The sequence below is a fragment of the Achromobacter sp. SIMBA_011 genome (genome assembly GCF_046535435.1).
Classification (GTDB): Bacteria; Pseudomonadota; Gammaproteobacteria; order Burkholderiales; family Burkholderiaceae_B; genus Achromobacter; species Achromobacter dolens.
Genome location: NZ_JAWRWN010000001.1, coordinates 17,725 through 40,418 on the forward strand (window position 1 = coordinate 17,725; position 22,694 = coordinate 40,418).

Annotated in this window: 21 protein-coding genes; 7 read left to right on the forward strand and 14 right to left on the reverse strand. The window is 68.1% G+C overall.

Features of this window, described 5'->3' with window-relative positions:
- Positions 1 to 18 precede the first annotated feature (18 nt).
- The 6 genes from hutI to hutC all read right to left on the reverse strand — a co-directional run bounded on the left by hutI (position 19) and on the right by hutC (position 7,495).
- Entirely contained in the window at positions 19 to 1,236 is a 1,218-nt protein-coding gene (gene hutI, locus SB816_RS00090) for an imidazolonepropionase (RefSeq protein ID WP_054503669.1), read from the reverse strand.
- A gap of 28 nt (positions 1,237 to 1,264) precedes the next feature.
- Entirely contained in the window at positions 1,265 to 2,794 is a 1,530-nt protein-coding gene (hutH, locus tag SB816_RS00095; protein ID WP_054503670.1) for a histidine ammonia-lyase, read from the reverse strand.
- Between the two features lie 29 nt (positions 2,795 to 2,823).
- Positions 2,824 to 4,254, reverse strand: coding sequence for a purine-cytosine permease family protein (locus SB816_RS00100; protein WP_054503671.1), 1,431 nt, complete (start codon positions 4,252 to 4,254; stop codon positions 2,824 to 2,826).
- A 66-nt stretch (positions 4,255 to 4,320) separates the two neighbouring features.
- Positions 4,321 to 6,012, reverse strand: a complete 1,692-nt coding sequence (hutU, locus tag SB816_RS00105; protein ID WP_410546377.1) for a urocanate hydratase — start codon at positions 6,010 to 6,012, stop codon at positions 4,321 to 4,323.
- A 140-nt stretch (positions 6,013 to 6,152) separates the two neighbouring features.
- Positions 6,153 to 6,755: a HutD family protein gene (locus tag SB816_RS00110; RefSeq protein WP_054503673.1), complete on the reverse strand. Its 603-nt coding sequence runs from the start codon at positions 6,753 to 6,755 to the stop codon at positions 6,153 to 6,155.
- Complete coding sequence (hutC, locus tag SB816_RS00115) at positions 6,752 to 7,495, reverse strand: histidine utilization repressor (RefSeq protein ID WP_175167250.1); 744 nt, start codon at positions 7,493 to 7,495, stop codon at positions 6,752 to 6,754. The genes SB816_RS00110 and hutC overlap by 4 nt, the downstream gene beginning before the upstream one ends.
- A gap of 133 nt (positions 7,496 to 7,628) precedes the next feature.
- Here hutC and SB816_RS00120 point away from each other — a divergent pair, with 133 nt between their 5' ends.
- Together SB816_RS00120 and SB816_RS00125 are read left to right on the forward strand one after the other, a co-directional pair.
- Complete coding sequence (locus SB816_RS00120) at positions 7,629 to 7,919, forward strand: metal/formaldehyde-sensitive transcriptional repressor (RefSeq protein ID WP_006392430.1); 291 nt, start codon at positions 7,629 to 7,631, stop codon at positions 7,917 to 7,919.
- A 25-nt stretch (positions 7,920 to 7,944) separates the two neighbouring features.
- Positions 7,945 to 9,054, forward strand: a complete 1,110-nt coding sequence (locus tag SB816_RS00125) for an S-(hydroxymethyl)glutathione dehydrogenase/class III alcohol dehydrogenase (protein WP_054503674.1) — start codon at positions 7,945 to 7,947, stop codon at positions 9,052 to 9,054.
- Positions 9,055 to 9,191: 137 nt separating this feature from the next.
- Here SB816_RS00125 and speB read toward each other — a convergent pair whose 3' ends face one another.
- From speB to SB816_RS00140, 3 genes are all read right to left on the reverse strand, one after another.
- On the reverse strand, positions 9,192 to 10,238 hold the full coding sequence (gene speB, locus SB816_RS00130; protein ID WP_054503675.1) for an agmatinase: 1,047 nt from the start codon (positions 10,236 to 10,238) through the stop codon (positions 9,192 to 9,194).
- Entirely contained in the window at positions 10,235 to 11,635 is a 1,401-nt protein-coding gene (locus tag SB816_RS00135; RefSeq protein WP_054503676.1) for a sodium:solute symporter, read from the reverse strand. The genes speB and SB816_RS00135 overlap by 4 nt, the downstream gene beginning before the upstream one ends.
- Before the next feature lie 62 nt (positions 11,636 to 11,697).
- Positions 11,698 to 11,868 carry a hypothetical protein gene (locus SB816_RS00140; protein ID WP_167517681.1) on the reverse strand — a complete coding sequence of 57 codons (171 nt, stop codon included), beginning with the start codon at positions 11,866 to 11,868 and terminating at the stop codon, positions 11,698 to 11,700.
- Positions 11,869 to 11,889: 21 nt separating this feature from the next.
- On the opposite strand from SB816_RS00140, the gene SB816_RS00145 reads away from it, so the two are divergent.
- The 4 genes from SB816_RS00145 (at position 11,890) to SB816_RS00160 (ending at position 17,034) form a co-directional block, all read left to right on the forward strand.
- On the forward strand, positions 11,890 to 12,807 hold the full coding sequence (locus SB816_RS00145) for a LysR family transcriptional regulator (RefSeq protein ID WP_410546378.1): 918 nt from the start codon (positions 11,890 to 11,892) through the stop codon (positions 12,805 to 12,807).
- Between the two features lie 59 nt (positions 12,808 to 12,866).
- Positions 12,867 to 13,697, forward strand: coding sequence for a 3-methyl-2-oxobutanoate hydroxymethyltransferase (panB, locus tag SB816_RS00150; RefSeq protein ID WP_054503678.1), 831 nt, complete (start codon positions 12,867 to 12,869; stop codon positions 13,695 to 13,697).
- 122 nt (positions 13,698 to 13,819) lie between these two features.
- Entirely contained in the window at positions 13,820 to 14,929 is a 1,110-nt protein-coding gene (locus SB816_RS00155) for a YcjF family protein (protein ID WP_054488422.1), read from the forward strand.
- A gap of 23 nt (positions 14,930 to 14,952) precedes the next feature.
- Positions 14,953 to 17,034: a GGDEF and EAL domain-containing protein gene (locus tag SB816_RS00160; RefSeq protein WP_116791698.1), complete on the forward strand. Its 2,082-nt coding sequence runs from the start codon at positions 14,953 to 14,955 to the stop codon at positions 17,032 to 17,034.
- A gap of 21 nt (positions 17,035 to 17,055) precedes the next feature.
- On the opposite strand, the gene SB816_RS00165 is transcribed toward SB816_RS00160, so the two are convergent.
- Both SB816_RS00165 and SB816_RS00170 read right to left on the reverse strand, forming a co-directional pair.
- Positions 17,056 to 18,126, reverse strand: coding sequence for an ornithine cyclodeaminase (locus SB816_RS00165; protein ID WP_144656572.1), 1,071 nt, complete (start codon positions 18,124 to 18,126; stop codon positions 17,056 to 17,058).
- Positions 18,127 to 18,298: 172 nt separating this feature from the next.
- Positions 18,299 to 19,243 carry a LysR family transcriptional regulator gene (locus SB816_RS00170; RefSeq protein WP_064528779.1) on the reverse strand — a complete coding sequence of 315 codons (945 nt, stop codon included), beginning with the start codon at positions 19,241 to 19,243 and terminating at the stop codon, positions 18,299 to 18,301.
- Positions 19,244 to 19,356: 113 nt separating this feature from the next.
- On the opposite strand from SB816_RS00170, the gene SB816_RS00175 reads away from it, so the two are divergent.
- Entirely contained in the window at positions 19,357 to 20,595 is a 1,239-nt protein-coding gene (locus tag SB816_RS00175; protein WP_064528777.1) for an MFS transporter, read from the forward strand.
- A gap of 95 nt (positions 20,596 to 20,690) precedes the next feature.
- On the opposite strand, the gene SB816_RS00180 is transcribed toward SB816_RS00175, so the two are convergent.
- The 3 genes from SB816_RS00180 to SB816_RS00190 are packed head-to-tail and all read right to left on the reverse strand — an operon-like array spanning position 20,691 to position 22,514.
- Positions 20,691 to 21,338 (reverse strand): DUF799 domain-containing protein, encoded by a 648-nt coding sequence (locus SB816_RS00180; RefSeq protein ID WP_054503682.1) that lies wholly within the window; start codon positions 21,336 to 21,338, stop codon positions 20,691 to 20,693.
- Position 21,339: 1 nt separating this feature from the next.
- Positions 21,340 to 21,825, reverse strand: coding sequence for a DUF4810 domain-containing protein (locus SB816_RS00185; RefSeq protein WP_054503683.1), 486 nt, complete (start codon positions 21,823 to 21,825; stop codon positions 21,340 to 21,342).
- 11 nt (positions 21,826 to 21,836) lie between these two features.
- On the reverse strand, positions 21,837 to 22,514 hold the full coding sequence (locus SB816_RS00190) for a CsgG/HfaB family protein (RefSeq protein WP_054503684.1): 678 nt from the start codon (positions 22,512 to 22,514) through the stop codon (positions 21,837 to 21,839).
- Between the last annotated feature and the right edge of the window lie 180 nt (positions 22,515 to 22,694).

Below are 22,694 nucleotides of genomic sequence, written 5' to 3' on the forward strand. Positions count from 1 at the left end.
CCGCGGACCGGCGCCGGGTCAGTCCAGCGCGGTCGCGCAGACCGGCTCGCCGTGGCGGATGACCCGCTTGGGCAGTTCGCCGCCGATCCAGTACGCCAGCTCGGCCGGATGGGCGATGTCCCACGCCACGAAGTCGGCGACCTTGCCCGGCGCCAGCACGCCGTGGCTGGCCTGCAGGCCCAGCGCGCGCGCCGCGTGGACCGTAGCGCCGGCCAGCGCCTCCTGCGGCGTCAAGCGGAACAGAGTGCATGCCATGCTCAACATCAGCCGCAGAGACAACGCAGGCGAGGTGCCCGGGTTGAGGTCGCTGGAGATCGCGATCGGCACGCCGTGCCGCCGCAGCAGGTCGATCGGCGGCAGTTGCGTTTCACGCAGCGCGTAGAACGCGCCCGGCAACAGCACCGCCACCGTGCCGGCCGCCGCCATGGCGCGGACGTCGGCCTCGGTCAGGTATTCCAGATGGTCGGCGGACAATGCGCCGTAGCGCGCGGCCAGGCTGGCGCCGTGCAGCGACGACAATTGCTCGGCATGCAGCTTCACCGGCAGGCCCAACTGGGCCGCGGCCTGGAATACCCGCTCGACCTGCGCCGGCGAGAAGGCCAGGTGCTCGCAGAAAGCGTCCACCGCGTCCACCAGCCCTTCGGCCGCCAGCACCGGCAGCATGCGACGCGCGACCTCGTCGATATAGTCATCGGCGCGGCCGGCGAATTCAGGCGGCAGCGCATGCGCCGCCAGACAGGTGGCGCGCACCGTCAACGGCAGCGTCTGCCCCAGGTGGCGCGCCACCCGCAGCATCTTGCGCTCATTGGGCAGGTCCAGGCCGTAGCCGGACTTGATCTCCAGCGTGGTGACGCCATCGCGCAGCAGATGCAGCGCGCGTCGCCGAGCGCTGGCGTACAACTGCGCCTCGGTGGCGGCGCGGGTGGCGCGCACCGTGCTGGCGATGCCGCCGCCCTGTCCCGCGATCACCGCGTAGTCCATGCCCTGCAGGCGCTGTTCGAACTCCTGGCTGCGGTCGCCGCCGAACACCAGATGCGTGTGACAGTCGATCAGCCCCGGCGTCACCCAGGCGCCGCCCAGGTCGTGCTCGGCCGCCTCGTCGCCGCGCGGCAGGTCGGCTTCCGCGCCGACCCACTCGATGTGCTGGCCGCGCGTCACCAGCGCGGCGCGTTCGACGGCGGCGTATTCGCCGCCGGCCATCGTCGCCACGTGGCAGTTGCGCCAGATCTGTTTCATGCGCGTACTCCCCTTATCGTCGATGCGCTCAAAGGCTGGGCAACAGGCCAGCCGGCATCAGCGCGTTCAGGTGACGGCCAGCGATCAACCGACTGGCGGCCTCGATGTCGGGCGCGAAGAAGCGGTCCTTCTCGTAGTGCGCGACCTGCTCGCGCAGCAGGCCGCGGGCGCGTTCCAGCTTGGGAGAGGTCTTCAACCCGGCGCGGAAGTCCAGCCCCTGGCAGGCGCCCAGCCACTCGATCGCCAGGATGTCGCGCACGTTGTCGGCCATCGGCCAGAGCCGCTTGCCGGCATTCGGCGCCATCGACACGTGGTCTTCCTGGTTGGCCGAGGTCGGCAGACTGTCGACGCTGGCAGGATGCGCCAGCGCCTTATTGTCGCTGGCCAGCGCGGCCGCCGTGACCTGCGCGATCATGAACCCCGAATTGACGCCGCCGTTGCTCACCAGGAACGGCGGCAGTTGCGACATGTGCTTGTCCATCATCAACGAAATGCGGCGCTCGGACAGCGCGCCGATCTCGGCCAGCGCCAGAGCCAGGTTGTCGGCCGCCAGCGCCACCGGCTCGGCATGGAAGTTGCCGCCCGACAGCACGTCGCCCTGTTCGGCGAACACCAGCGGGTTGTCGGACACGGCGTTGGCCTCGATCTGCAGCACCTGCGCCACGTGGCGGATCTGCGTCAGGCAGGCCCCCATCACCTGCGGCTGGCAGCGCAGCGAGTAGGGGTCCTGGACCTTGTCGCAGTCCACGTGCGAATGGCCGACCTCGCTGTCTTCGGTCAGCAGGTCGCGGTAGACCGCGGCCACGTCGATCTGGCCCGGCTGGCCGCGCGCCTCGTGGATGCGGGCGTCGAACGGCACGCGCGAGCCGAGCATCGCTTCCACGCTCAGGCTGCCGCACACCAGGCCCGCGGCGAGCAGGTCCTCGGTCTCGAACAGGCCGCGCAGCGCGTAGGCCGTGGACACCTGGGTGCCGTTCAGCAGCGCCAGGCCCTCCTTGGCCGCCAGCGTCAGGGGCTCCAGTCCGGCGCGGGCCAGCGCCGCCCTGGCCGGCAGCCACTCGCCGTCGCAGCGGGCGCGGCTCTCGCCCAGCAAAAGCAGCGACATGTGCGCCAGCGGCGCCAGGTCGCCGGAAGCGCCCACCGAGCCTTTCAGCGGGATATGCGGATACACGCCGGCATTGACCAGCGCGATCAGGCTGTCGATGACCTGGCGGCGGATGCCCGAGCGGCCGCGCGCCAGGCTGTTGATCTTGAGCACCATGATGAGCCGCACCATGGCGTCGTCGAGCGGCTCGCCCACCCCGGCGGCATGCGACAGCACCAGCGAGCTCTGCAGCGCCTGCAGGTCTTCGCGGGCGATCTTGGTCGAGGCCAGCAGGCCGAAGCCGGTGTTGATGCCATAGGCAGTGCGGCCTTCGGCAATGATGCGCTCGACGCAGGCGACGCTGGCGTCGATCTGGCCGTAGGCGGCCGGATCCAGCGTCACGCGGCCCGCTTGCTGGTACACCTGGCGCAGTTGCGCCAGCGTCAGGTGGCCAGGATTCAAGTGCAGATCCATTTCTTATTCTCCAGGACGGATATCCGATGTCATGCGATGTCGTGTCCGCGCAGGGTCGGGTGGGGCGCAGGCGTCTGCCCGCGGCGGGCGAACACGTAATAGAGCAGGCCTGGCACGATCAGCCCGATGATCCACGAGATGTCCACGCCGCCCAGGCGCGCGACCATCGGACCGGTGTAGAGCCTGGTCGAGATGAAGGGCATCTGCACCAGCACGCCGGCCACGTAGACCAGGATGCCGGGCCAGTTCCAGCGCCCGTAGCGGCCATCGGGATCCGACAGCGCGGCGACGTCGTAGCGCTCGCGGTTGATGAAATAGTAGTCAACCAGGTTGACGGCGCTCCAGGGCGTGAAGAAGGCCAGCAGGAACAGGATGAACGATTTGAACGCGTTCAGGAACGAATGCTGCCCCACCAGCGCCACACAGGTGGCCGCGCCGACGATCAACAGCACGAACACCAGCCGCTGGCGTCGCGAGATCTCCACATGGCCGCGAAAGCCGCTGATGATGGTGGCGATGCACATGAAGCTGCCGTAAGAGTTCAGCGTCGAGATGGTGACCTTGCCGAAGGCGATGCTGAAGTACAACAGCGCAGCGGTGGCGCCGGCGCCGCCCAGTCCGACGATGTAGGCCACTTCGCGGCCGGCGAACTGGCCCGCCGCCATGGCCGCCGCCAGCACGCCGAGCGTCATCGCGATCTGCGCGCCCGCGACCGAACCCAGGCCCACCGCCAGGAAGGTCCTGGACGACGAGGTGCGGCTGGGCAGGTAGCGCGAGTAATCCGCCACGTAGGGGCCATAGGCGATCTGCCACGAGGCCGCCAGCGACACCGCCAGCAGGAACGAGGTCCAGTTGAAATGGCGGATCTGCAGCAACTGGCCCACGTCGCCCAGCGTCATCACACGGCTGAACAGGTAGACGAACGCGATCAGCCCCAGCACGCTGGCCACGCGCCCGATCATGTGGATCGTGCGGTAACCGAACACCGTGACCAGCACGATGACGGCGGCGAACAGCAGGATGCCTGCGCTGTCGCTGACGCCCAGCAACTGGCCGATGGCCTGCCCCGACAGCACGGCGCCTGTAGCCGTGAACCCCAGATACATCAGGCACACCAGCACGATCGGGATGGCCGCGCCGTAGACGCCGAACTGCACGCGGCTGGAGATCATCTGCGGCAGGCCCAGCCTGGGCCCCTGGGCCGCGTGCAGCGCCATGACGGCGCCGCCGAAGACCTGGCCGATGAACAGCCCGACCAGCGACCAGAACACGTCCCCGCCTAGCACTACCGCCAGCGCGCCGGTGACGATGGCGGTGATCTGCAGATTGGCGCCCAGCCACAGCGTGAACTGACTGTAGAGCCTGCCATGGCGTTCGGCCTCCGGAATGAAGTCGATCGAGCGCCGCTCGATCAGCGCTCCGTCGTGCGCCCCATTGCGCGCCTCGCTGTCCTGCTCCATGCGTTGTCTCCTGGCGGGCGCCGCGCGGTGGAGCCCGGTTGTGGTGCCGTGGCCGCCGGCCCCGGATCAGCGTTGCGCGTTGACCATGGGCAGGTCCAGGCCCTGCTCGCGGGCGCAATCGGCCGCGGCCTCATAGCCCGCGTCGGCATGACGCATCACCCCGGTGCCCGGATCGTTCGTGAGCACACGCGCGATACGCTCGGCCGCCGCATCGGTGCCATCGCACACGATCACCATGCCGGCGTGCTGCGAGAAGCCCATGCCGACGCCGCCGCCGTGATGCAGCGACACCCAGGTGGCGCCCCCCGCGGTGTTCAGCAGCGCGTTGAGCAGCGGCCAGTCGGAAACCGCGTCGGAACCGTCGCGCATGGCCTCGGTTTCGCGGTTGGGACTGGCGACGGAGCCGGAATCCAGATGGTCGCGGCCGATCACCACCGGCGCCGACAGCTCGCCGCTGCGCACCATCTCATTGAATGCCAGGCCCAGCCTGGCGCGTTGTCCCAGGCCGACCCAGCAGATGCGCGCCGGCAGGCCCTGGAACCGGATGCGCTCGCGCGCCATGTCGAGCCAGCGGTGCAGGTGGGCGTCGTCGGGGATCAGTTCCTTGACCTTGGCGTCGGTCTTGTGGATGTCCTGCGGGTCGCCCGACAGCGCGGCCCAGCGGAACGGGCCAACGCCGCGGCAGAACAGCGGGCGGATGTAGGCGGGCACAAACCCCGGAAAATCGAAGGCGTTGGCGACGCCTTCTTCCATGGCCATCTGGCGGATGTTGTTGCCGTAGTCGAACGTCGGCACGCCCCGACGATGGAATGCCAGCATGGCCTGGACGTGCACCGCCATCGACTGCTTGGCGGCCTTGACCACGGCGGCGGGCTCGCGCCTGCCGCGCTCGCGGTATTCGGCCCAGGTCCAGCCGGCGGGCAGGTAACCATTGAGCGGATCGTGGGCGCTGGTCTGGTCGGTGACCATGTCCGGGCGCACGCCGCGCCGCACCAGCTCGGGCAATACCTCGGCGGCATTGCCGCACAGCGCCACCGACACGGCGCGACGCGCCTTGGTATAACGCGCGATGCGGGCCAGCGCGTCGTCCAGGTCGGCGGCCTGTTCGTCGACATAACGGGTGCGCAGGCGGAAGTCGATGCTGGCCTGCTGGCATTCGATCGTCAGCGAGCAGGCGCCGGCCAGCGTCGCCGCCAGCGGCTGCGCGCCGCCCATGCCGCCCAGGCCCGCGGTCAACACCCAGCGGCCGGCGAGCTTGCCGTCGTAATGCTGGCGCCCCGCCTCGACGAAGGTCTCGTAGGTGCCCTGCACGATGCCCTGGCTGCCGATGTAGATCCAACTGCCGGCGGTCATCTGCCCATACATGGCCAGGCCTTTGGCGTCGAGTTCGTTGAAATGCTCCCAGGTGGCCCAATGCGGCACCAGGTTGGAATTTGCGATCAACACACGCGGCGCGTTGGCGTGGGTCTTGAACACGCCTACCGGCTTGCCCGACTGCACCAGCAGGGTCTCGTCGTCCTCCAGGCGCTTGAGCGTCTCGACGATCTTGTCGTAGCAATCCCAATCGCGCGCGGCGCGGCCGATGCCGCCATAGACCACCAGTTCCTTGGGATTCTCCGCGACGTCCGGATCGAGATTGTTCATCAGCATGCGCAACGGCGCCTCGGTCAGCCAGCTCTTGGCGGTGAGCTGGTTGCCGCGCGGCGCGCGGATCTCGACGTCGCGGTAACGGTTCGATTGTTCCAAGGCGGTCTCCATGATCGATGGCGCGGCGCGATGCGCGGCCTGCTGGCGGAATCATAGGACGCCTATGCTTGTATATACAAGCTGGCCGGACCCGGTTACCGATCAGGGATTTCCCGTACGACGCCGCGCTCGGCGGGCGTCGCACCCCGGCATCAGCCCTGGCGCGGCTGCAGCTCGATCAGGCAGGCGTCCAGCACCGTGGCCGATTCCAGGCGGTATTCGGCCAGCCCTTCCGCGCTCTCCAGGTGCAGGCAGTCGTAGCGCGCCGGCGCCGGCAGCACATGGCCGTCGCGCCGCGCCGTGAGCGCGTCGCCCGCATTGAACAGCAGCACGGTGGTGGCCGCGCTGTGGAAGGTCCAGTCGCGCGCGCCGCCAATCCATTGCAGCCGCGCGTGGTGGTGGCGCGGCGAATAGATCAGGTTGAAATCGCGGATGGGGCCGTCCAGCAGGCGGCAATCGACCCGCGCGTCGCCCGGGAAGGCGTAGGCCTGGCGCGCCCGCAATGGCGCCTGCGCGCGGCCGTCGACGGTCAGCGCGATGCCCGCGCCTTCCAGCACGGTAATGACGCGCTGCAACCCATTGAACGCGGAAAAGCCGCCGTCCTGGGCCACCTCGGCGATCGACAGGCGCCAGGTGAACGCGGCGCTGCTGCCTCCGGCGTTGCACGCCACCTCCTGCGTGGTGCCCCCGCCATTGCGCCATGGCATGCGGGGATAGTCCTGTGCGCGGTACAGGCGCACGTCTGGCGAAGTCATGTGGAGAATTTTCCTTCCAGGCGGTGGCGCGAGCCAGGGTGGATCAGGCGCGCCAGGGTGACGGCGCGCTCGCCCGACCAGGTGCGCCGGCGGATCAGCAGGCACGGCTCGCTGCGCTCGATCTGCAGCAACTGGCATTCGCGCGGTTTGGCGACGATGGCCTCGACCACGTGCTCGCCTTCGGTCAGCGGCGCCACGCGCGTCAGGTATTCATAGGGCGTGTGGCGAGTGAAATCCTGCTTGAGGTAGTCGGGCGCCAACCGCACGTTGACGTAGCGGTCTTCGAGCTGGATCGGCACGTCGTCCTCGAAGTGCACAATGAGCGAATGAAACACCGGCTGGCCTTCGCGGATGTCGAGCGCGGCGGCCTGCTCGCTGCCGGCCGCTTCCTCGAGCAGCCGCACGACGCGGCTGTGATGGCGATGGCCGCGGGCCACGATCTCGTCGGCGATGTTGTTGACCGCGAACAGCGCCGAGCGCGTCTTGGGCTGGGCCACGAACGTGCCCACGCCCTGCATGCGCACCAGCAGGCCCTCGGCCGTCAGCTCGCGCAGCGCGCGATTGATGGTCATGCGGGAATAGCCCAGCTCCTGCACCAGTTCGCTTTCCGACGGCACGCGGTAATGCGCCGGCCAGGCGCCGCTGCGGATCTGCTGGGCGATCATCTGCTTGAGTTGCGCATAGAGCGGCGCGGGCAGGGCATTGGCCTGGGCCGGCAGCCGGGGCGGATTGGAAGCCACGGAATATCCTGTGTCGTGCCGTTGGACGAAAACCGATTATAGGGGCCACTAGACATGTACAGACAGGCCGCCCGCATTGGACGCGGACGCCATGCCTGCGTATACTCCCCCCCTGTATCTACCGGAGCCCAGTGTGCCCCATTCCCCCGCAGAGAAAAAGCGCGTCACAACGCGCCTGCGCCGCATCCAGGGCCAGGCGCTGGCGCTGGAGCGCGCCGTCAACGAAGGCACGGAATGCGGCGCGCTGCTGCAACAACTGGCCGCCCTGCGCGGCGCGGCCACCGGCCTGATGGCCGAAGTGCTCGAAAGCCATCTCCGGGAGACCTTCCTCCAATCCGCCCAGGGCGGACGGCCCGGCGCCACGATCGAACCCGAAGCGGAAATCGATCAGATCATGCGCATCGTCCGTTCCTATCTGAAATAACGCCATCGACATCGTGGAGCAAGCTATGAAATCACGCGCAGCAGTTGCATTCGGACCCGGCAAGCCGCTGGAAATCGTTGAAATCGACGTCGCGCCCCCGCAGCGCGGCGAAGTGCTGGTGCAGATCACCCACACGGGCGTCTGTCACACCGACGCCTTCACCCTCAGCGGCGACGACCCCGAAGGCCTCTTCCCCGCGGTGCTGGGCCATGAAGGCGCCGGCGTGGTGGTCGAGGTCGGCGAGGGCGTGACCTCGCTCAAGCCGGGCGATCACGTCATCCCGCTCTACACGGCCGAGTGCCGCGAGTGCAAGTTCTGCCTGTCGGGCAAGACCAACCTGTGCCAGAAAGTGCGCGCCACCCAGGGCAAGGGCGTGATGCCCGACGGCACCTCGCGCTTCAGTTATGAAGGCAAGCCGCTCTACCACTACATGGGCTGCTCGACCTTCAGCGAGTACACCGTGGTCAACGAGATCTCGCTGGCCAAGATCAACCCGGCCGCGCCGCACGAGAAGGTCTGCCTGCTGGGCTGCGGCGTCACCACCGGCCTGGGCGCGGTGCACAACACCGCCAAGGTCAAGGAAGGCGACACCGTGGCCGTGTTCGGCCTGGGCGGCATCGGCCTGGCGGTGATCCAGGGCGCGGTGCAGGCCAAGGCCGGCCGCATCATCGCGGTCGACACCAACCCCAACAAGTTCGTGCTGGCCAGCGCCATGGGCGCCACCGACTGCATCAACCCCAAGGACCACGACAAGCCGATCCAGGAAGTGATCGTCGAGCTCACCGACGGCGGCGTGGACTTCTCGTTCGAATGCATCGGCAACGTGCACGTGATGCGCGCCGCGCTCGAATGCTGCCATAAGGGTTGGGGCGAAAGCATCATCATCGGCGTGGCCGGCGCCGGCCAGGAAATCAGCACGCGCCCGTTCCAACTGGTCACCGGCCGCGTCTGGCGCGGCTCGGCCTTCGGCGGCGTCAAGGGCCGCACCCAGCTTCCCGGCATGGTCGAGGACGCGATGAACGGCAAGATCGACCTGGATCCGTTCGTCACCCACACACTGCCGCTGGACCGCATCAACGAGGCCTTCGACCTGATGCATGAAGGCAAATCGATCCGCACCGTGATCCACTTCTGACACCGGCCGATGTTCCCGAGGGCCCGGCACATGCCGGGCCTTTTTTTCCGGCATGACAGATCTGCGACGGCGACAGAACCCTTGCCAACGTGCCTGCTGCGCGGCGCCAAAGCATCGGCGCGCCGGGTCCCGACGCCTCAGCGCGCGCCGCGCAGCCGCATCAGGCTCAGGATCTCGAACAGGATCTGCGCGCCCGCGTGCGCCGTATTGGCGGTGGCGTCATACGACGGCGCCACTTCCACCAGGTCACCGCCGACGATGTCCAGGCCCGCCAATCCACGCAGCATGGCCTGGGCCTCGCGCACGGTCACGCCGCCGACCTCCGGCGTGCCGGTGCCGGGCGCGAAAGCCGGATCCAGGCAATCGATGTCGAACGACACATACACGGGCGCGTCGCCGACCACGGCCCGCGCCTGGGCGATGATGGCGTCCACTCCCAGGCGCGGAATGTCCTCGGCGTGGATCACCGTCATGCCCGACTCGTACGAGAACTCCCACAGGTACTCGGCCGAGCCGCGGATGCCGATCTGGATCGTGCGGGTCGGGTCGAGCACGCCTTCCAGCACCGCTTGCCGGAACGGCCCGCCATGATGAAAGCGGCTGCCGTCGAACGGACCGCCGGTATCGCAATGCGCATCGAAGTGCACCAGCGCCACCGGCTGCCGCGCCCCCAATGCGCGCAGGATCGGCAGCGTCACGGAATGGTCGCCGCCCACCGACAGCGGCGTGACGCCGGCCGCCACGATCTTCTCGTAGGTCGCGTGGATGTCCTCGTGCGACTGTTCCAGGCTGTAGCGGCTGCGCATCGGCACGTCGCCGATGTCGGCCACGCGCAGCTCGCGCACCGGCGTGCATTTGAGCGCGTGGTTGTACGGCCCGACGCGCTCGATGGCGCGCAGCGCGCGCGGTCCGAAGCGACAGCCGCTGCGATTGCTGGCCCCCAGGTCCATCGGCACGCCCAGCAGCGCCACCTGCAGATCGCCGAAATCCGGCCGGCTCCAGTCGATCTGCCGGGCCGGCGCATCCAGCAGTGTCGGCATGCCGGCATAGGGCGCGCTGCGCGTGCCGCTGTCGTCGATGACGTTGGCCGCCACCGCGCGAAAGTGCGGATCGTGGATGACGGCTTCGTTGGCGCCGCCGAACCGGGCGCGCAACGCGGCCAGCTTCTCGGGGGTGAAACTCATGGGGTGCTCCTGGAAGATGAATCGCCGTGGACCGGCGCCGCCGCCTGTCCCATCAGGCTGACGATGATGAAGCTGACGGCGCTGACGGCCAGGCTGGCGTAGATCGGCGTATTGGCCGCCAGGCCGTCGCGGATCATGAAGCCGATCGCCGTGGCGCAGCCCAGCAGCATGCTGGCGATCGCGCCCGTGGTCGTTCCGCGGCGCCACCAGATGGCGCCCAGGATCGGCACCAGCATGCCGCCGACCAGCAGGTTGTAGGCGCAGGTAAGCGCGTCCAGCACGTCATCGACCACCAGCGCGATGCCGAGCGTGGCCACGCCGACCAGCAGTGTCATCAGGCGATGGCTGCGCACATGGGTGAAGCCGCGGCCGCCGCGCAAGGCCGGCAGCAGGTCCTCGGCCAACACGGTGGAAGACGCCAGCATCGCCGCGCTGGCCGTTGACATCATGGCCGCCAGCGCCGCCGCGATCACCAGGCCGCGGATGCCGGCGGGCAGCTCGGCCTGCACGATGGCGGCAAAAGCGTTGTTGACGTTGTCCAGGTCGGGCAGCAAGACCCTCGCCGTCATGCCGATCAGCGCGCCCACCAGGCCATAGACGATGCAATACAGCCCCGCCGCCGCCCCCGCCAGCCTCGCCACCCGCTCACTGCGGGCGGTGAAGACGCGTTGCCAGATGTCCTGGCCGATCAGGATGCCGAAGAAATAGATCAGGAAGTACGTCACGATGGTGGGCCAGCCGATCGCGGTCGGCTCGAAGCTGGCCGCCGGCAGTTTCGCCACCAGTTGGTCCCAGCCGCCGACCCGCGACAGGCAGATCGGCAGCAGCACGGCCATCAGGCCGACTGTCTTGATCAGGAACTGCACGATGTCGGTCAGGGTCAGCGACCACATGCCGCCCACCGCCGAATAGACCACCACCACGCCGCCGCCCACCAGTATCGCCAGCCAGAAGGGCATGTCGAACAGCACCTGCATCACCGTGCCGGTCGCGATCACCGAGGTCGCGGCCAGCATCAGCGCGTAGGCCATCATCACCAGCGCGCTGACATGCCGGGTGCGCGCGCTGTAGCGGAACTCCAGGATCTGCGTCACGGTGAAGATGCGCAGCTTCAGCAGCGGCCGGGCCAGGAACACGTTCAGCACGATGATGCCCAGGCCCAGCATGGCGCACAGCCAGAAACCGGAGATGCCATGCACATACCCCAGCCGCACCGTGCCGACGGTGCTGGCGCCGCCGAGCACCGTGGCCGCCATGGTGCCCATGTAGAAGGCCGGTCCGAGATTGCGGCCCGCCACCAGGAAATCCTCGTGCGTCCTGGCCCGCCGCATGCCGTACCAGCCCAGTAGCAGCATCGCGGCAAGATAGGCCACGACAACGCCTATGTCGACAAACATGTCCTTCCCCTTGTCTCGTCGCGCGCGATCCGCGCGCTGAATGACCGCCGCCGGCTAAACAACTATCTACGTAGAAGTGAATCCGGAAAAAATCGATTCTCCGGGCTGCCGATTGCCTGTTGGCCGCCGACGGCACCGGCGCCAGGTTGAATCGGCAACACCGGTGGAATAATAGGAATCCACTCTTTTTCCATCCATATCTGGTTCGGAAAATTCACATCGATCTTCGTCAATGTTTTGTCGGTAGTTACCCTATGCTCTCGAACGTCTCCGACCTCGACCTGCGGCTGATCCGCGTCTTCCTGACCATCGTCGACGCTGGCGGCGTGTCGGCCGCGCAGGCCCTGCTGGGCGTGGGCCAGTCCACCATCAGCAGCCAGCTCGCCACGCTCGAAACCCGGCTTGGCTTCACCCTGTGCGAACGCGGGCGCGGCGGCTTTCGCCTGACCGCCAAGGGACAGCGTTTCGACAAGCTGACGCGCCGCGCGCTGGCGTCGCTGGATGACTTCAGCGCGCAGGCGCGCAATATGCATCGGCAACTGGTGGGCAACCTGACGCTGGGCCTGATCGGCAACGCCACCATGGCGCAGAATGCGCGCATCGGCCACGCCATCGAGAGATTCCGCCGGCGCGACGAGGCCGTGCGCCTGTCGGTGCTGATCCGCAGCCCGCGCGAACTCGAAGAGCTGATCCTCAAGGACGAGATGCAGGTCGCCATCGGCTACTTCCTGCACCGGGTGCCGATGCTGGACTACACCGCGCTGTTCCAGGAACGCCAGATCGCTTACTGTGGCGCCACCCATCCGCTGGCGGCGCGCGCCGGCCGCGTCACCGAGCAGGATCTGGCCGACGCCGACTGGACCTGGCGCACCTACCCCTTGCCGGAGTCCTCGTTCGCCGGCCGGCCGCGCCACATCACCTCCGAGGCCGACAACATGGAGGCCGCGCTGATCCTGATCCTGTCGGGCGCGCACCTCGGATACCTGCCCGAGCACTATGCGGCGCCGTACGTGGCCGCCGGCCTGCTGCATGCGCTGGACGCCAACGTCTACCACTACGATGTCGAGATCAGCATGGTGGCGAAACGGCGCAGCCACCTGGACGACATCGCCGCGACCTTTCTCGAAGACATGCGCGCGGCCCTGCTGGAGGCGCCGGCCCCGCCGCCGTGATATACCTGTGCCGCGCGGCGTCCGCACCAGGCACCGCGCGCCGCAGACCAGGAGCCCGCATGTCCACCACCGCCACCTTGAATTCCGCCGCCGCCGCGACGCGCCGCATGACCGTCCCGGCCTTTCGCGCCCGCAAGCGCGCCGAGCCGCTGGTCATGCTCACCGCCTACACCGCGCGCATGGCCGAATTGCTCGATCCCCACTGCGACGCGTTGCTGGTGGGCGACAGCCTGGCGCAGACCATCTATGGGCTGCCGTCCACCGTGCCCGTCACGCTCGACATGATGATCGCGCACGGCGCCGCCGTCGTGCGCGGCGCGCGCCAGGCGCTGGTGGTGGTCGACATGCCCTTCGGCAGCTATGAGGAAAGCCCCGAACAGGCTTTCCGCTCGGCCGCCCGCGTCCTCAAGGAAACCGGCGCCAGCGCCGTCAAGCTGGAAGGCGGCCAGGCCATGGCGCCGGCCATCGCCTGCCTGTCGGCGCGGGGCATTCCCGTCATGGCGCACATCGGCCTCACGCCCCAGGCCGTCAACATTCTCGGTGGCTACGGCGCGCGCGGCCGCGGCGATGCCGAATACGCCCGCATCGCCGCCGACGCCACGGCCGTGGCCGACGCCGGCGCCTTCGCGGTGGTGATCGAGGGCGTGGTCGAGCCGCTGGCGCTGGCCATCACCGAAGCCATCGCCTGCCCCACCATCGGCATCGGCGCGTCCGCCGGCTGCGACGGCCAGGTGCTGGTGGTTGACGACATGCTCGGCATGTTCGACCGCACCGCCCGCTTCGTGAAGCGCTACGACACCCTGTCGGCCCGCATCCAAGATGCCGCCCGCGACTACGCCGCCGACGTGCGCGCGCGCCGCTTTCCGGACGCGGAGCACCTGTACGGCTGATCCCGCGTCGGCCGGGCGGGAAGGCCCAGTCCGCCCGGGCGGTAAGGCCCAGTCGGCGTTTGTCGCTAGAATCGAGCCATATCCGATTCCCGCGCCCGCCGCGCGCCCTGCCCTTGCCAACCATGACTCCGCCCCGCCACGACACGCCCCAGTTGCAGGACGCGATCGCCGATGCGATCAGCACCGCCACGCGCGGCGCCGGCCGCGTCAACATCCTGGTCGCCGGCAAGACCGGCGTAGGCAAGAGCACGCTCATCAACGCGGTGTTCCGCGGCGACCTGGCCAAGACCGGCGCCGGCAAGCCGGTCACGCAGACCACGCAGGAATTCTCGCGGCCCGGCCATCCGCTCACCATCATCGACACCCGCGGCCTGGAAGTTGGCGATTACGCCCGCTCGCGTCAGCAACTGGCCGACCTGATCCGCGAGCGCGCGGCTTCGGAAGACCAGGACCGGCATCTGCATGTGGCCTGGCTGTGCATCCAGGACAGCAGCCACCGTGTCGAAGATGCCGAGATCGAGCTGTGCGCGCTGCTGGCCGATGCCGGCATACCGGTCATCGGCGTGCTCACCAAGGCGCGCAAGAACAGCCCCTTCCTGGAACAGGCGCGGGCGCTGCTGCCGCGCGCGCGCCAGGTGGTGGCGGTGCGCGCGCTGCCCGAACGCATCGAGGAACTGGACGCCGACCTGCCGCCAATGGGGCTGGACGCGCTGATCGAAGCCACCGCCGCGTTCATTCCCGAATCGCAGCAGCGCGCCTACGCCAACGCGCTCTCGACCCGCAACCAGAAAGCGCTGGAAGTAAAAAAAAAGCGGGCTGAAATAGAGGTCAACGTCGCCGCCGGCCTGGCCGCCTCGGCCGCCGCCGCGCCGATCCCGTTCTCCGACGCCGTGGCGCTGGTGCCGATTCAGGTCGGCATGATCGCCAAGATCGGCATCACCTTCGGCATGGAACTGAACACCGCCGCCATCAGCACGCTGGTCACGTCCACGCTGGGCGCGTCCGCGGCCACGCTGGTCGGGCGCTCGGTGGTGTCGGGCCTGCTGAAGTTCATCCCCGGCGCCGGCAGCGCGATCGGCGGCACCATCGCCGCCACCACCGCCGGCGCCATCACCAAACTGCTGGGCAACGCCTACATCGCGGTGTTGTACGACTTCTGCCAGAAGCATCCGGGTCAGGATCTCGACATCCCCATGATCACGCAGGCCCTCAAGCAACGCATGAAACCCTGAGCTGTTACGCCTGCCCACTCTCAATGATCATCGACCATTCCGACGTCATGTATCGACACCTCGTGCAGGGTGTCGTTGACTACGCCATCTACATGTTGAACCCCGACGGCACCGTCGCCAACTGGAACGCCGGCGCCGAGCGCGCCAAGGGGTATACGCGGGACGAAATCGTGGGGCGGCATTTTTCCTGCTTCTACAGCCCCGCCGACCAGGCCTCGGGCCTGCCGGGACGCGGCCTGAGCATCGCCCGCGAGCAGGGCCGCTTCGAGGCCGAAGGCTGGCGCATCCGCAAGGACGGCGCGCCGTTCTGGGCCCATGTGGTGATCGACGCCATCCACGACGACGCTGGCGCGCTCATCGGCTACGCCAAGATCACGCGCGATTGCACCGAACGCCGCGAACGCGAACTGCAGGTGCTGCATGCCAAGGAACTGGCCGAGCGCTACAACAGCGAGCTGACCTCGCTGTCCAGCTTCCTGGAAGCCGTGGTCTCGCACATCCCGTCCTGCGTGCTCGTGCTGGACGCGGTGTCGCGCCGCATCCTGCTGGCCAACCGGCAGACCGAAAACGTCTTCGGCGCGCGCCGCGAGCAGATGCAGGGCCGCACCATGCAGCAGTGTTTGCCGCCCGCGGTCCATGAATTCTTCGAGCGCCTGACCAATGACGCCCTGCGCTCCGACGGCGCCCTGCGCGAGGCCGGTCAGGAAGAGGTCGTCACCGGCCGCGGCCCGCGCACGCTGCGCAGCAAGACGCTGGTGTTTCACAGCAGCGACCCGCGTTCGCGCTACGTGCTGCTGATCGCCGACGACATCACCGACGAGAACGCGGCCCAGGCCCAGGTGCGCTACATGGCACACCATGACACGCTCACCGGGATACCCAACCGCCGCCTGTTCCGCGAGCGGCTCCTCAAGGCGCTGTCGCCCGAGGGCCGGGAACGCAGCGCCGCGGTGCTATGCCTGGACCTGGACAATTTCAAGAGCGTCAACGATACGCTTGGCCACCAGTACGGCGATGAGCTGCTGCGTCAATTGGCACGGCGCCTGGCCAAGAACCTGCGCGAGCAGGACACGCTGGCGCGACTGGGCGGCGACGAATTCGCGGTGGTGCTGCCCGGCATCGAGAAGACCGACGACCTGCGCCATATGGCGCAGCGCCTCATCGATGCGGTGCGCGAGCCGTTCCAGGTCGATGGCCACACGGTGCCGGTCAGCGTCAGCATCGGCATCGCCCGGGCTACCGCGCAGGAAGCCAGCGCCGATCACCTGCTGCGCTACGCCGATATGGCGCTGTACGAAGCCAAGCGCAATGGCCGCAACTGCCTGGCGTTTTTCAAGCCCGAAATGGAAGCGGCCGCGCTCAAGCGCCACGAAATGGAAATGGACCTGCGCCAGGCGATCCTGTCGCAGCAGCTACAGTTGTACTACCAGCCGATCAAGGACATCACCCACGTCCGCACGGTGGGGCGCGAGGCGCTGATGCGCTGGCAGCATCCGGCCAAGGGCCTGATCATGCCCAACGACTTCATCCCCATCGCCGAAGAGACCGGCCTTATCCACGAGCTGGGCGCCTTCACGCTGCACGAAGCCTGCCGCGAAGCCATGACCTGGGACGCGCACGAAACCGTGGCGGTGAACCTGTCGGCCACGCAATTCACCAACAACGCGCTGGTCTCGCTGGTGGAATCCGCCCTGGCCACCTCCGGCCTGCCGGCGCGGCGGCTGGAGTTGGAAATCACCGAATCGGTGCTGCTGGCCAATTCCGAGGCCAACCTGACCACGCTCAACCGGCTCAAGCAACTGGGCGTCAAAGTGGCGCTGGACGATTTCGGCACCGGCTATTCATCGCTGGGCTACCTGCGCACCTTCGAATTCGACAAGATCAAGATCGACAAGTCCTTCACGCAGGACGTCGAATCGAGCAAGGAAGCGCTCGCCATCATCCGCGCCATCAACGGCATCGGCCGCAGCCTCGATATCCCGACCACCGCCGAGGGGGTGGAGACCGCGGCCCAACTGGAAAGGCTGACGCAGGAAGGCTGCTCGCACTTCCAGGGCTTCCTGCTGGGGCGGCCGGTGTCGCACGAGCCGGCGCAATCCGAATAGGCCGCGGCGCCCTGGCGCGGCTCAGTCCTTGAGCAGCGCCGGGTTGGCGCGGGCCGCGGCCTGCGCGGCGGCCTGGCGGCCACGCACCAGTTCGAACAGATTCTTCGGATCGGCCAGTCTCGGCGCCACTTCCACCCGGGTGCCGATGCCATGCTTGACTGCGCTGTCGCGCAGCCAGCGCAGGGCCGAGAAGTCCTCGAGCGCGAAACCGACGGAGTCGAACACGGTGATGTCGTGATCGCCCTGCCGGCCGGCGCTCTGGCCCGTCAGCACGCGCCACAACTCGGTCACTGCGAAGTCGGCGGGCATCTGCTGCAGGTCGCCCTCGATGCGCGTCTGCGGCTCGTATTCGACGAATACCGGCCCGGCCCGCAGCACGTCGGCGTGCAGCTCGGTCTTGCCCGGGCAGTCGCCTCCCACGGCGTTGATGTGCATGCCCGGCTCGATCATGTCGACGGTCAGGATGGTGGCATAGGCCTTGTCGGCCGTCACCGTGGTCACGATGTCCGCGCCCTTGGCGGCGGCGGCGGTGCTGTCGAAGCGTCGCAGTCGCAGGCCGGGCACGCCGGCCAGATTGCGCTCGAGCTTGTCGGTGGCGGCCGGGTCGACGTCATACAGATGCAACGTGTCGATGCCGAGAATGTGATGGAACGCCAGCGCCTGGAATTCGCTTTGCGCGCCGTTGCCGATCAACGCCATGCTGCGCGAGCCCGGACGAGCCAGGGCGCGGGCGGCCAGCGCCGACGTGGCGGCGGTACGCAGCGCCGTGGTCAACGTCAGTTCGCTGATCAGCAGCGGTTCGCCGGTGCTGACCTGCGCCAGCGCGCCAAAGGCCATCACGGTGCTCAAACCGGCCGCCGGATTGCCAGGATGGCCGTTGACATACTTGAAGCTGTAAAGATCGTTGTCGGCCGTGGGCATCAGTTCGATCACGCCGGTCGCCGAATGGCTGGCGACGCGCGCGCTCTTGTCGAACTCCTGCCAGCGCAGGAAATCGGCCAGCAGATAATCCAGCAGATCTTCGAATACCTTGCGCGGGCCCTGTGCGGCCACGATCTTCGCGACGTCGGTGGTGGTGAGCAGTGTCGTCATTATTTTCCCCTGATGTTTCGGTACAGAAATTCTGTCCGATGCCCAGGTCAATGCCTAGCGCCCACTTTCCACACAAAATGCAAGGAAGCTGCCATTCTGGCAACGGCCGATGCCACTTGTCGCAATCCGGCCGCGGCGCTGCTGGTAATCCCTGATATGCCGCGATCTGCGCCTAAACCGCGTCACTCGCGCGCAACTCCGCGGGCAGATGCTCGCGCATGACCTCGATGAAACGCCGCAGCCGCGGTGGTTGCAAGCGAGATGGGGCGTAGACCAGATAGACAGGCAAGGGCGGGGCGAACCAGTCCGGCGCCAACTGCACCAGTTGGCCGCTGGCCAGTTCCTCGCGCAGCGCCCAGGCCGACGCGATACCCACGCCCAGGCCTTGCAGCGCGGCCTTGCGCAGCGCGTACAGGCCGTCGGTGGACAGGCGCGGCACGATGTCGATGCGCGCCACCTCGCCAGTGCGGACGTGCGTCAGGCTGACTTCGTCCCGGTAGAACGTGCGCAGCGCGAGCCACGGCAGCGCCGCCAGTTCGGACGGATGCCGGGGCAGGGGGCCGCCGCCCAGCAGCGACGGCGCCGCCATGACGCTGCGCGCCACATCGCCCAGCTTGATCGCGACCACCGAAGGATCCTGCACCGGCCCGACCTTGATCGCGCAATCGATGTTCTCGGCGATGAAATCCGGCGCCCTGTCATGCAGCAGCCATTCCACCCGCATGCGGGGATACTGGCGCAGGTAATGCGCCAACGCCTCCATGAACTGGTTCTGACCGAACGCGTGCGGCGCCACCACTCGCAACGACCCGGTCAGGTCCTCGCCCTCGCCACTGACCTCGCTCTCGAGCGACTGCCAGGTGGTCGTCAATTCCCGGGCGCGTTCGTAGCAGCGCTGGCCATCGTCGGTCAGCCGGATGGCGTGGGTCGAGCGCTGCAGCAGACGCACCCCCAGCGAGCGCTCCAGCAACTGCAGCCGGCGGCTGATCGTCGGCTGCGTCGCTCCCAACTGCAAAGCGGCCGCCGACAGGCTGCCAGCCTCCACGATGCGTATGAAGGTCTCCAGCAACAGCAGGCGGTCTGTTCCAGTTGCGGCGGGCAGGGCGGGCTTGGTCATACGCCTATCGTATAACGGATCTACCCGGGGGACGGCTACCCACGGCCCCCGCGGACGCTCAGAATCTGCCCCGTGCCCCCTTCGCGGCCTATTTCCTGAACGGAACCCTCATCATGTCCTCCGATACCCGGGCGCACCCCGCGCCCACAACCCAAGATCCGTCCGCCGGACTGGTCCTGCTGCTCGCCATCGGCGCCGGCCTGGCCGTTGCGTCCCTGTATTACAACCAACCGATGCTGGGCATCCTGGGCGCGGACCTGCACGCCAGCGCCAGCCAGCTTGGCTGGATTCCGACGCTGACCCAGTTGGGCTATGCGTTCGGCATCCTGCTGCTGGCGCCGCTGGGCGACCGCTACGACCGCAAGCGCATCGTCCTGATCAAGGCCGCCGCCCTCGCCGCGGCGCTGTTGCTGGCCGCCGCCGCCCCCGCCATCGGCGTGCTGCTGGCCGCCAGTTTCGCCATCGGACTGTCCGCCACCCTGGCGCAGGACATCGTGCCCGCCGCCGCCACGTTGGCGCCCCCCGCGCATCGCGGCCGCATCGTCGGCACGGTGATGACCGGCCTGCTGTTGGGCATCCTGCTGTCACGCGTCATCAGCGGCTTCGTCGCCGAACAGCTCGGCTGGCGCACCATGTTCCTGGCCGCCGCGGTGTCGATCGTGGCGCTGGGCGCGGCCCTGTGGCGCGGCCTGCCCGCGTTCGCCCCGACCTCCCGGCTGCCCTACGCCGAACTGCTGCGCTCGCTGCCCCGCCTGTGGCGCCAGCACGGCGAACTGCGCCGCGCCGCGACCGCGCAAGGCCTGTTGTCGCTGGGTTTCAGCGCCTTCTGGTCGACCCTGGCGGTCATGCTGCACGAGGCGCCATTCCACCTGGGCGCGGCGGCGGCCGGCGCCTTCGGCCTGGCCGGCGCCGCCGGCGCCCTGGCGGCGCCGCTGGCCGGCCGCTACGCCGACCGGCGCGGCCCCAACGCCGTCAGCCGCCTGGGCGCCGCGCTGACCGCGGTGTCGTTCGCCACCATGGCGTTGCTGCCGTTGCTGTCGGCCCAATCAGGCCTGTGGCTGATCGCGGCCAGCGCCATCGGCTTCGACCTGGGCATCCAGGTGGCGCTGATCGCGCACCAGAGCATTGTCTATGGCATCGACCCCGCCGCGCGTAGCCGGCTCAACGCGGTGCTGATGGTCAGCGTCTTCATCGGCATGGCCGCGGGCGGCGCGCTCGGCAGCCTGGCACTGGCGCACTGGGGCTGGATCGGCGTGACCGCGGTGGCCACGGCCGCGGCGGTCGGCGCCCTGGCCCTGCGCCTCTGGCCGGCCCGGCGCCGCGTGGCGCAGGGCGCGAACTGCGCGGCCTGACCGGACGGCCCGCGCCAGCGGACGTCGAATGCGACACAGCCCTCGAACCGAGCAACGGTTCGAGGGCTGTGCGACCCGATGCAAACGTCGGGGACTTACTGCGCGGCGTAGCGCGGCGAACGCGGACCGTACAGGATGCCGCCCGGCGTGCCGGCGCTGAGCAGCATGTTGTTGGTCATGCCCGCCACGCCGAAGCTGCGGTCGGACAGCGTGTTGACCACCTGGTCCACCACCGCCTGCACCAGCATGCCGATCAGGCCGCCGCCGCCATTGCTGGCCTGCACCACCTGCTTGCTGCCATCCCACAGCTTGGCGCCGGTGCGCAGATCGACCAGCGCGGCATCGATGGAGACCGTGATCGAGCTGGAAAGGACGGCGTAGCTGGAGCCATACTGCTTGACGGTCATGTACAGCGCGGCATCGGCGCCGAAGATCTCGCGCAGCCGCGGAGCCGGCAGCTCATGGATTTCTTCGGCGCTGGTCAGGCCGTTCTGCTTGAACGTCTCGTCCATCACCGCCACCGGGATCACGTAGTAACCCGATTCCGCCAGCGGCAAGGTTGCCTGCGACAAGACCGCGGCTGTCGCGGCCACGTCCACCGAGGTATTGAGCGGCGGCAGCACCAGGATCGACGCCGGCTTGCTCTCGCGGAAAGCGGCGTAGTCCACATTGCGTTGCGGCGCGGCGCAGCCGGCCAGCAAGGCCACCAGCGCCAGCACGGCGATACGGAGGGTCGTGGTCATGTCAGGCTCCCTTCTTGGTTGCTTGCTCAGGCGCGGCCTGGCTGGCGGGCGCCGCGGGTTTCGCCGCCTCGGGCTGGGCGGCCTGCGACGCGTTTTCCGCCGTCTTGCTGGCGTTGCGCAGCAGGAAGTCCATGAACGGCTTGGACTCCGGGAAAGCCGCCTTCTCGCCTTCCAACTGCTCCACGCCCTTGGCGCCTTCGCCCATCTTCAGATACAGCATGCCAAGATGCGCGCGGAAGCCCGGCGGCAGTTCCGCGTTGGTCGCCCGCGCGGTCTCGATGTTCTTTTCCATCGCCAGCGTCTGCGCCGCGTAATCGGCGCCGTCGTCCTTGAGGTAGGCGTAGACCGAAGGCTGGTATGACTGCCAGCTATACATGCTCTTGGGTTGCGCGCACGCAGTCAGCGCGCCCGCCAGGGCGGCCACCGCCAGGATGCGGCCGGCGCGCCCGAGCGCGACCGGGCGAACCATCGCCAGATTGTTCAACATGGGGCGCCCTTTCACTGTTGTACGGGCTGCCAGGCGCCCTGTTCGATACCGTCGACCAGGCGGTCGACGGCCTCGCGGATCGCCAGATCCAGCACCTTGCCGTTCAGCGTCGAGTCGTACCCGGCGGTGCCACCGAAGCCGATGACTTCGCGGTTGGACAGGCTGTATTCGCCGGCGCCGGACGCGGAATACACCACTTCGGACGTCGTCACGTCGACCACGTTCAGGTCGACCTTGGCATAGGCCACCTGTTCCTTGCCGCGGCCGAGAATGCCGAACAACTGCTGGTCGCCCGTCACCTTGCGGCCGAAGGCGGTCACGTCGCCCGTCACCACGTAGCGCGCGCCCTTGATCTGGCTGGCCTTCTTGTTGAAGGCGGCTTCCTGGGCGATCTCGGAGAGGTTCTCGCGATCCATCACCTGGAACCGGCCGCTGCGCTGCAGGTGGCTGACGAGAATCGTCTTGGCCTGGCCGCCCAGCCGGTCCACGCCGTCGGAGAACACGCCACGCAGATAGTTGGTGCGGTTGTCGAACTTGCCTACCGAGATCGGGCTGCGCACGCCTTGATAGGGCTTGCTGGCCGCCGCCACGGCGGGGACCGCCACGGACTGGGAGCGTTCGGTGGCGCAACCCGCGACCACCAGCGACAACATCGTTACCGCGCCAAGCTGTACTGCCTTCTTCAACATGCCACTCTCCTGCTGGCCCGCGCCAAACCCGCCGGGCGTCGTTTGAAAGAAAGAAATCCGGCGGCGAGTATATACAATTGAATACAGAATTTATATTTGGAAGTGACGGATTGAAATGCGCTATTTCGTATTAATGGCCCCAACTTCGGCCATTCCCTCCTATGTGCGCGCTTCTATTTG

Excerpts from the sequence above, each read along its gene's own strand:
- SB816_RS00170 (WP_064528779.1), bottom strand. The coding sequence starts at position 19,243 with ATGACCAAGCCCGCCCTGCCCGCCGCAACTGGAACAGACCGCCTGCTG.
- hutH (WP_054503670.1), bottom strand. The coding sequence starts at position 2,794 with ATGGATCTGCACTTGAATCCTGGCCACCTGACGCTGGCGCAACTGCGC.
- SB816_RS00100 (WP_054503671.1), bottom strand. The coding sequence starts at position 4,254 with ATGGAGCAGGACAGCGAGGCGCGCAATGGGGCGCACGACGGAGCGCTG.
- SB816_RS00125 (WP_054503674.1), top strand. The coding sequence starts at position 7,945 with ATGAAATCACGCGCAGCAGTTGCATTCGGACCCGGCAAGCCGCTGGAA.
- SB816_RS00145 (WP_410546378.1), top strand. The coding sequence starts at position 11,890 with ATGCTCTCGAACGTCTCCGACCTCGACCTGCGGCTGATCCGCGTCTTC.
- panB (WP_054503678.1), top strand. The coding sequence starts at position 12,867 with ATGTCCACCACCGCCACCTTGAATTCCGCCGCCGCCGCGACGCGCCGC.
- SB816_RS00180 (WP_054503682.1), bottom strand. The coding sequence starts at position 21,338 with ATGACCACGACCCTCCGTATCGCCGTGCTGGCGCTGGTGGCCTTGCTG.
- SB816_RS00110 (WP_054503673.1), bottom strand. The coding sequence starts at position 6,755 with ATGACTTCGCCAGACGTGCGCCTGTACCGCGCACAGGACTATCCCCGC.
- SB816_RS00185 (WP_054503683.1), bottom strand. The coding sequence starts at position 21,825 with ATGTTGAACAATCTGGCGATGGTTCGCCCGGTCGCGCTCGGGCGCGCC.
- hutI (WP_054503669.1), bottom strand. The coding sequence starts at position 1,236 with ATGAAACAGATCTGGCGCAACTGCCACGTGGCGACGATGGCCGGCGGC.
- SB816_RS00190 (WP_054503684.1), bottom strand. The coding sequence starts at position 22,514 with ATGTTGAAGAAGGCAGTACAGCTTGGCGCGGTAACGATGTTGTCGCTG.
- SB816_RS00155 (WP_054488422.1), top strand. The coding sequence starts at position 13,820 with ATGACTCCGCCCCGCCACGACACGCCCCAGTTGCAGGACGCGATCGCC.
- SB816_RS00135 (WP_054503676.1), bottom strand. The coding sequence starts at position 11,635 with ATGTTTGTCGACATAGGCGTTGTCGTGGCCTATCTTGCCGCGATGCTG.
- SB816_RS00175 (WP_064528777.1), top strand. The coding sequence starts at position 19,357 with ATGTCCTCCGATACCCGGGCGCACCCCGCGCCCACAACCCAAGATCCG.
- SB816_RS00165 (WP_144656572.1), bottom strand. The coding sequence starts at position 18,126 with ATGACGACACTGCTCACCACCACCGACGTCGCGAAGATCGTGGCCGCA.
- SB816_RS00160 (WP_116791698.1), top strand. The coding sequence starts at position 14,953 with ATGATCATCGACCATTCCGACGTCATGTATCGACACCTCGTGCAGGGT.
- speB (WP_054503675.1), bottom strand. The coding sequence starts at position 10,238 with ATGAGTTTCACCCCCGAGAAGCTGGCCGCGTTGCGCGCCCGGTTCGGC.
- hutU (WP_410546377.1), bottom strand. The coding sequence starts at position 6,012 with ATGGAGACCGCCTTGGAACAATCGAACCGTTACCGCGACGTCGAGATC.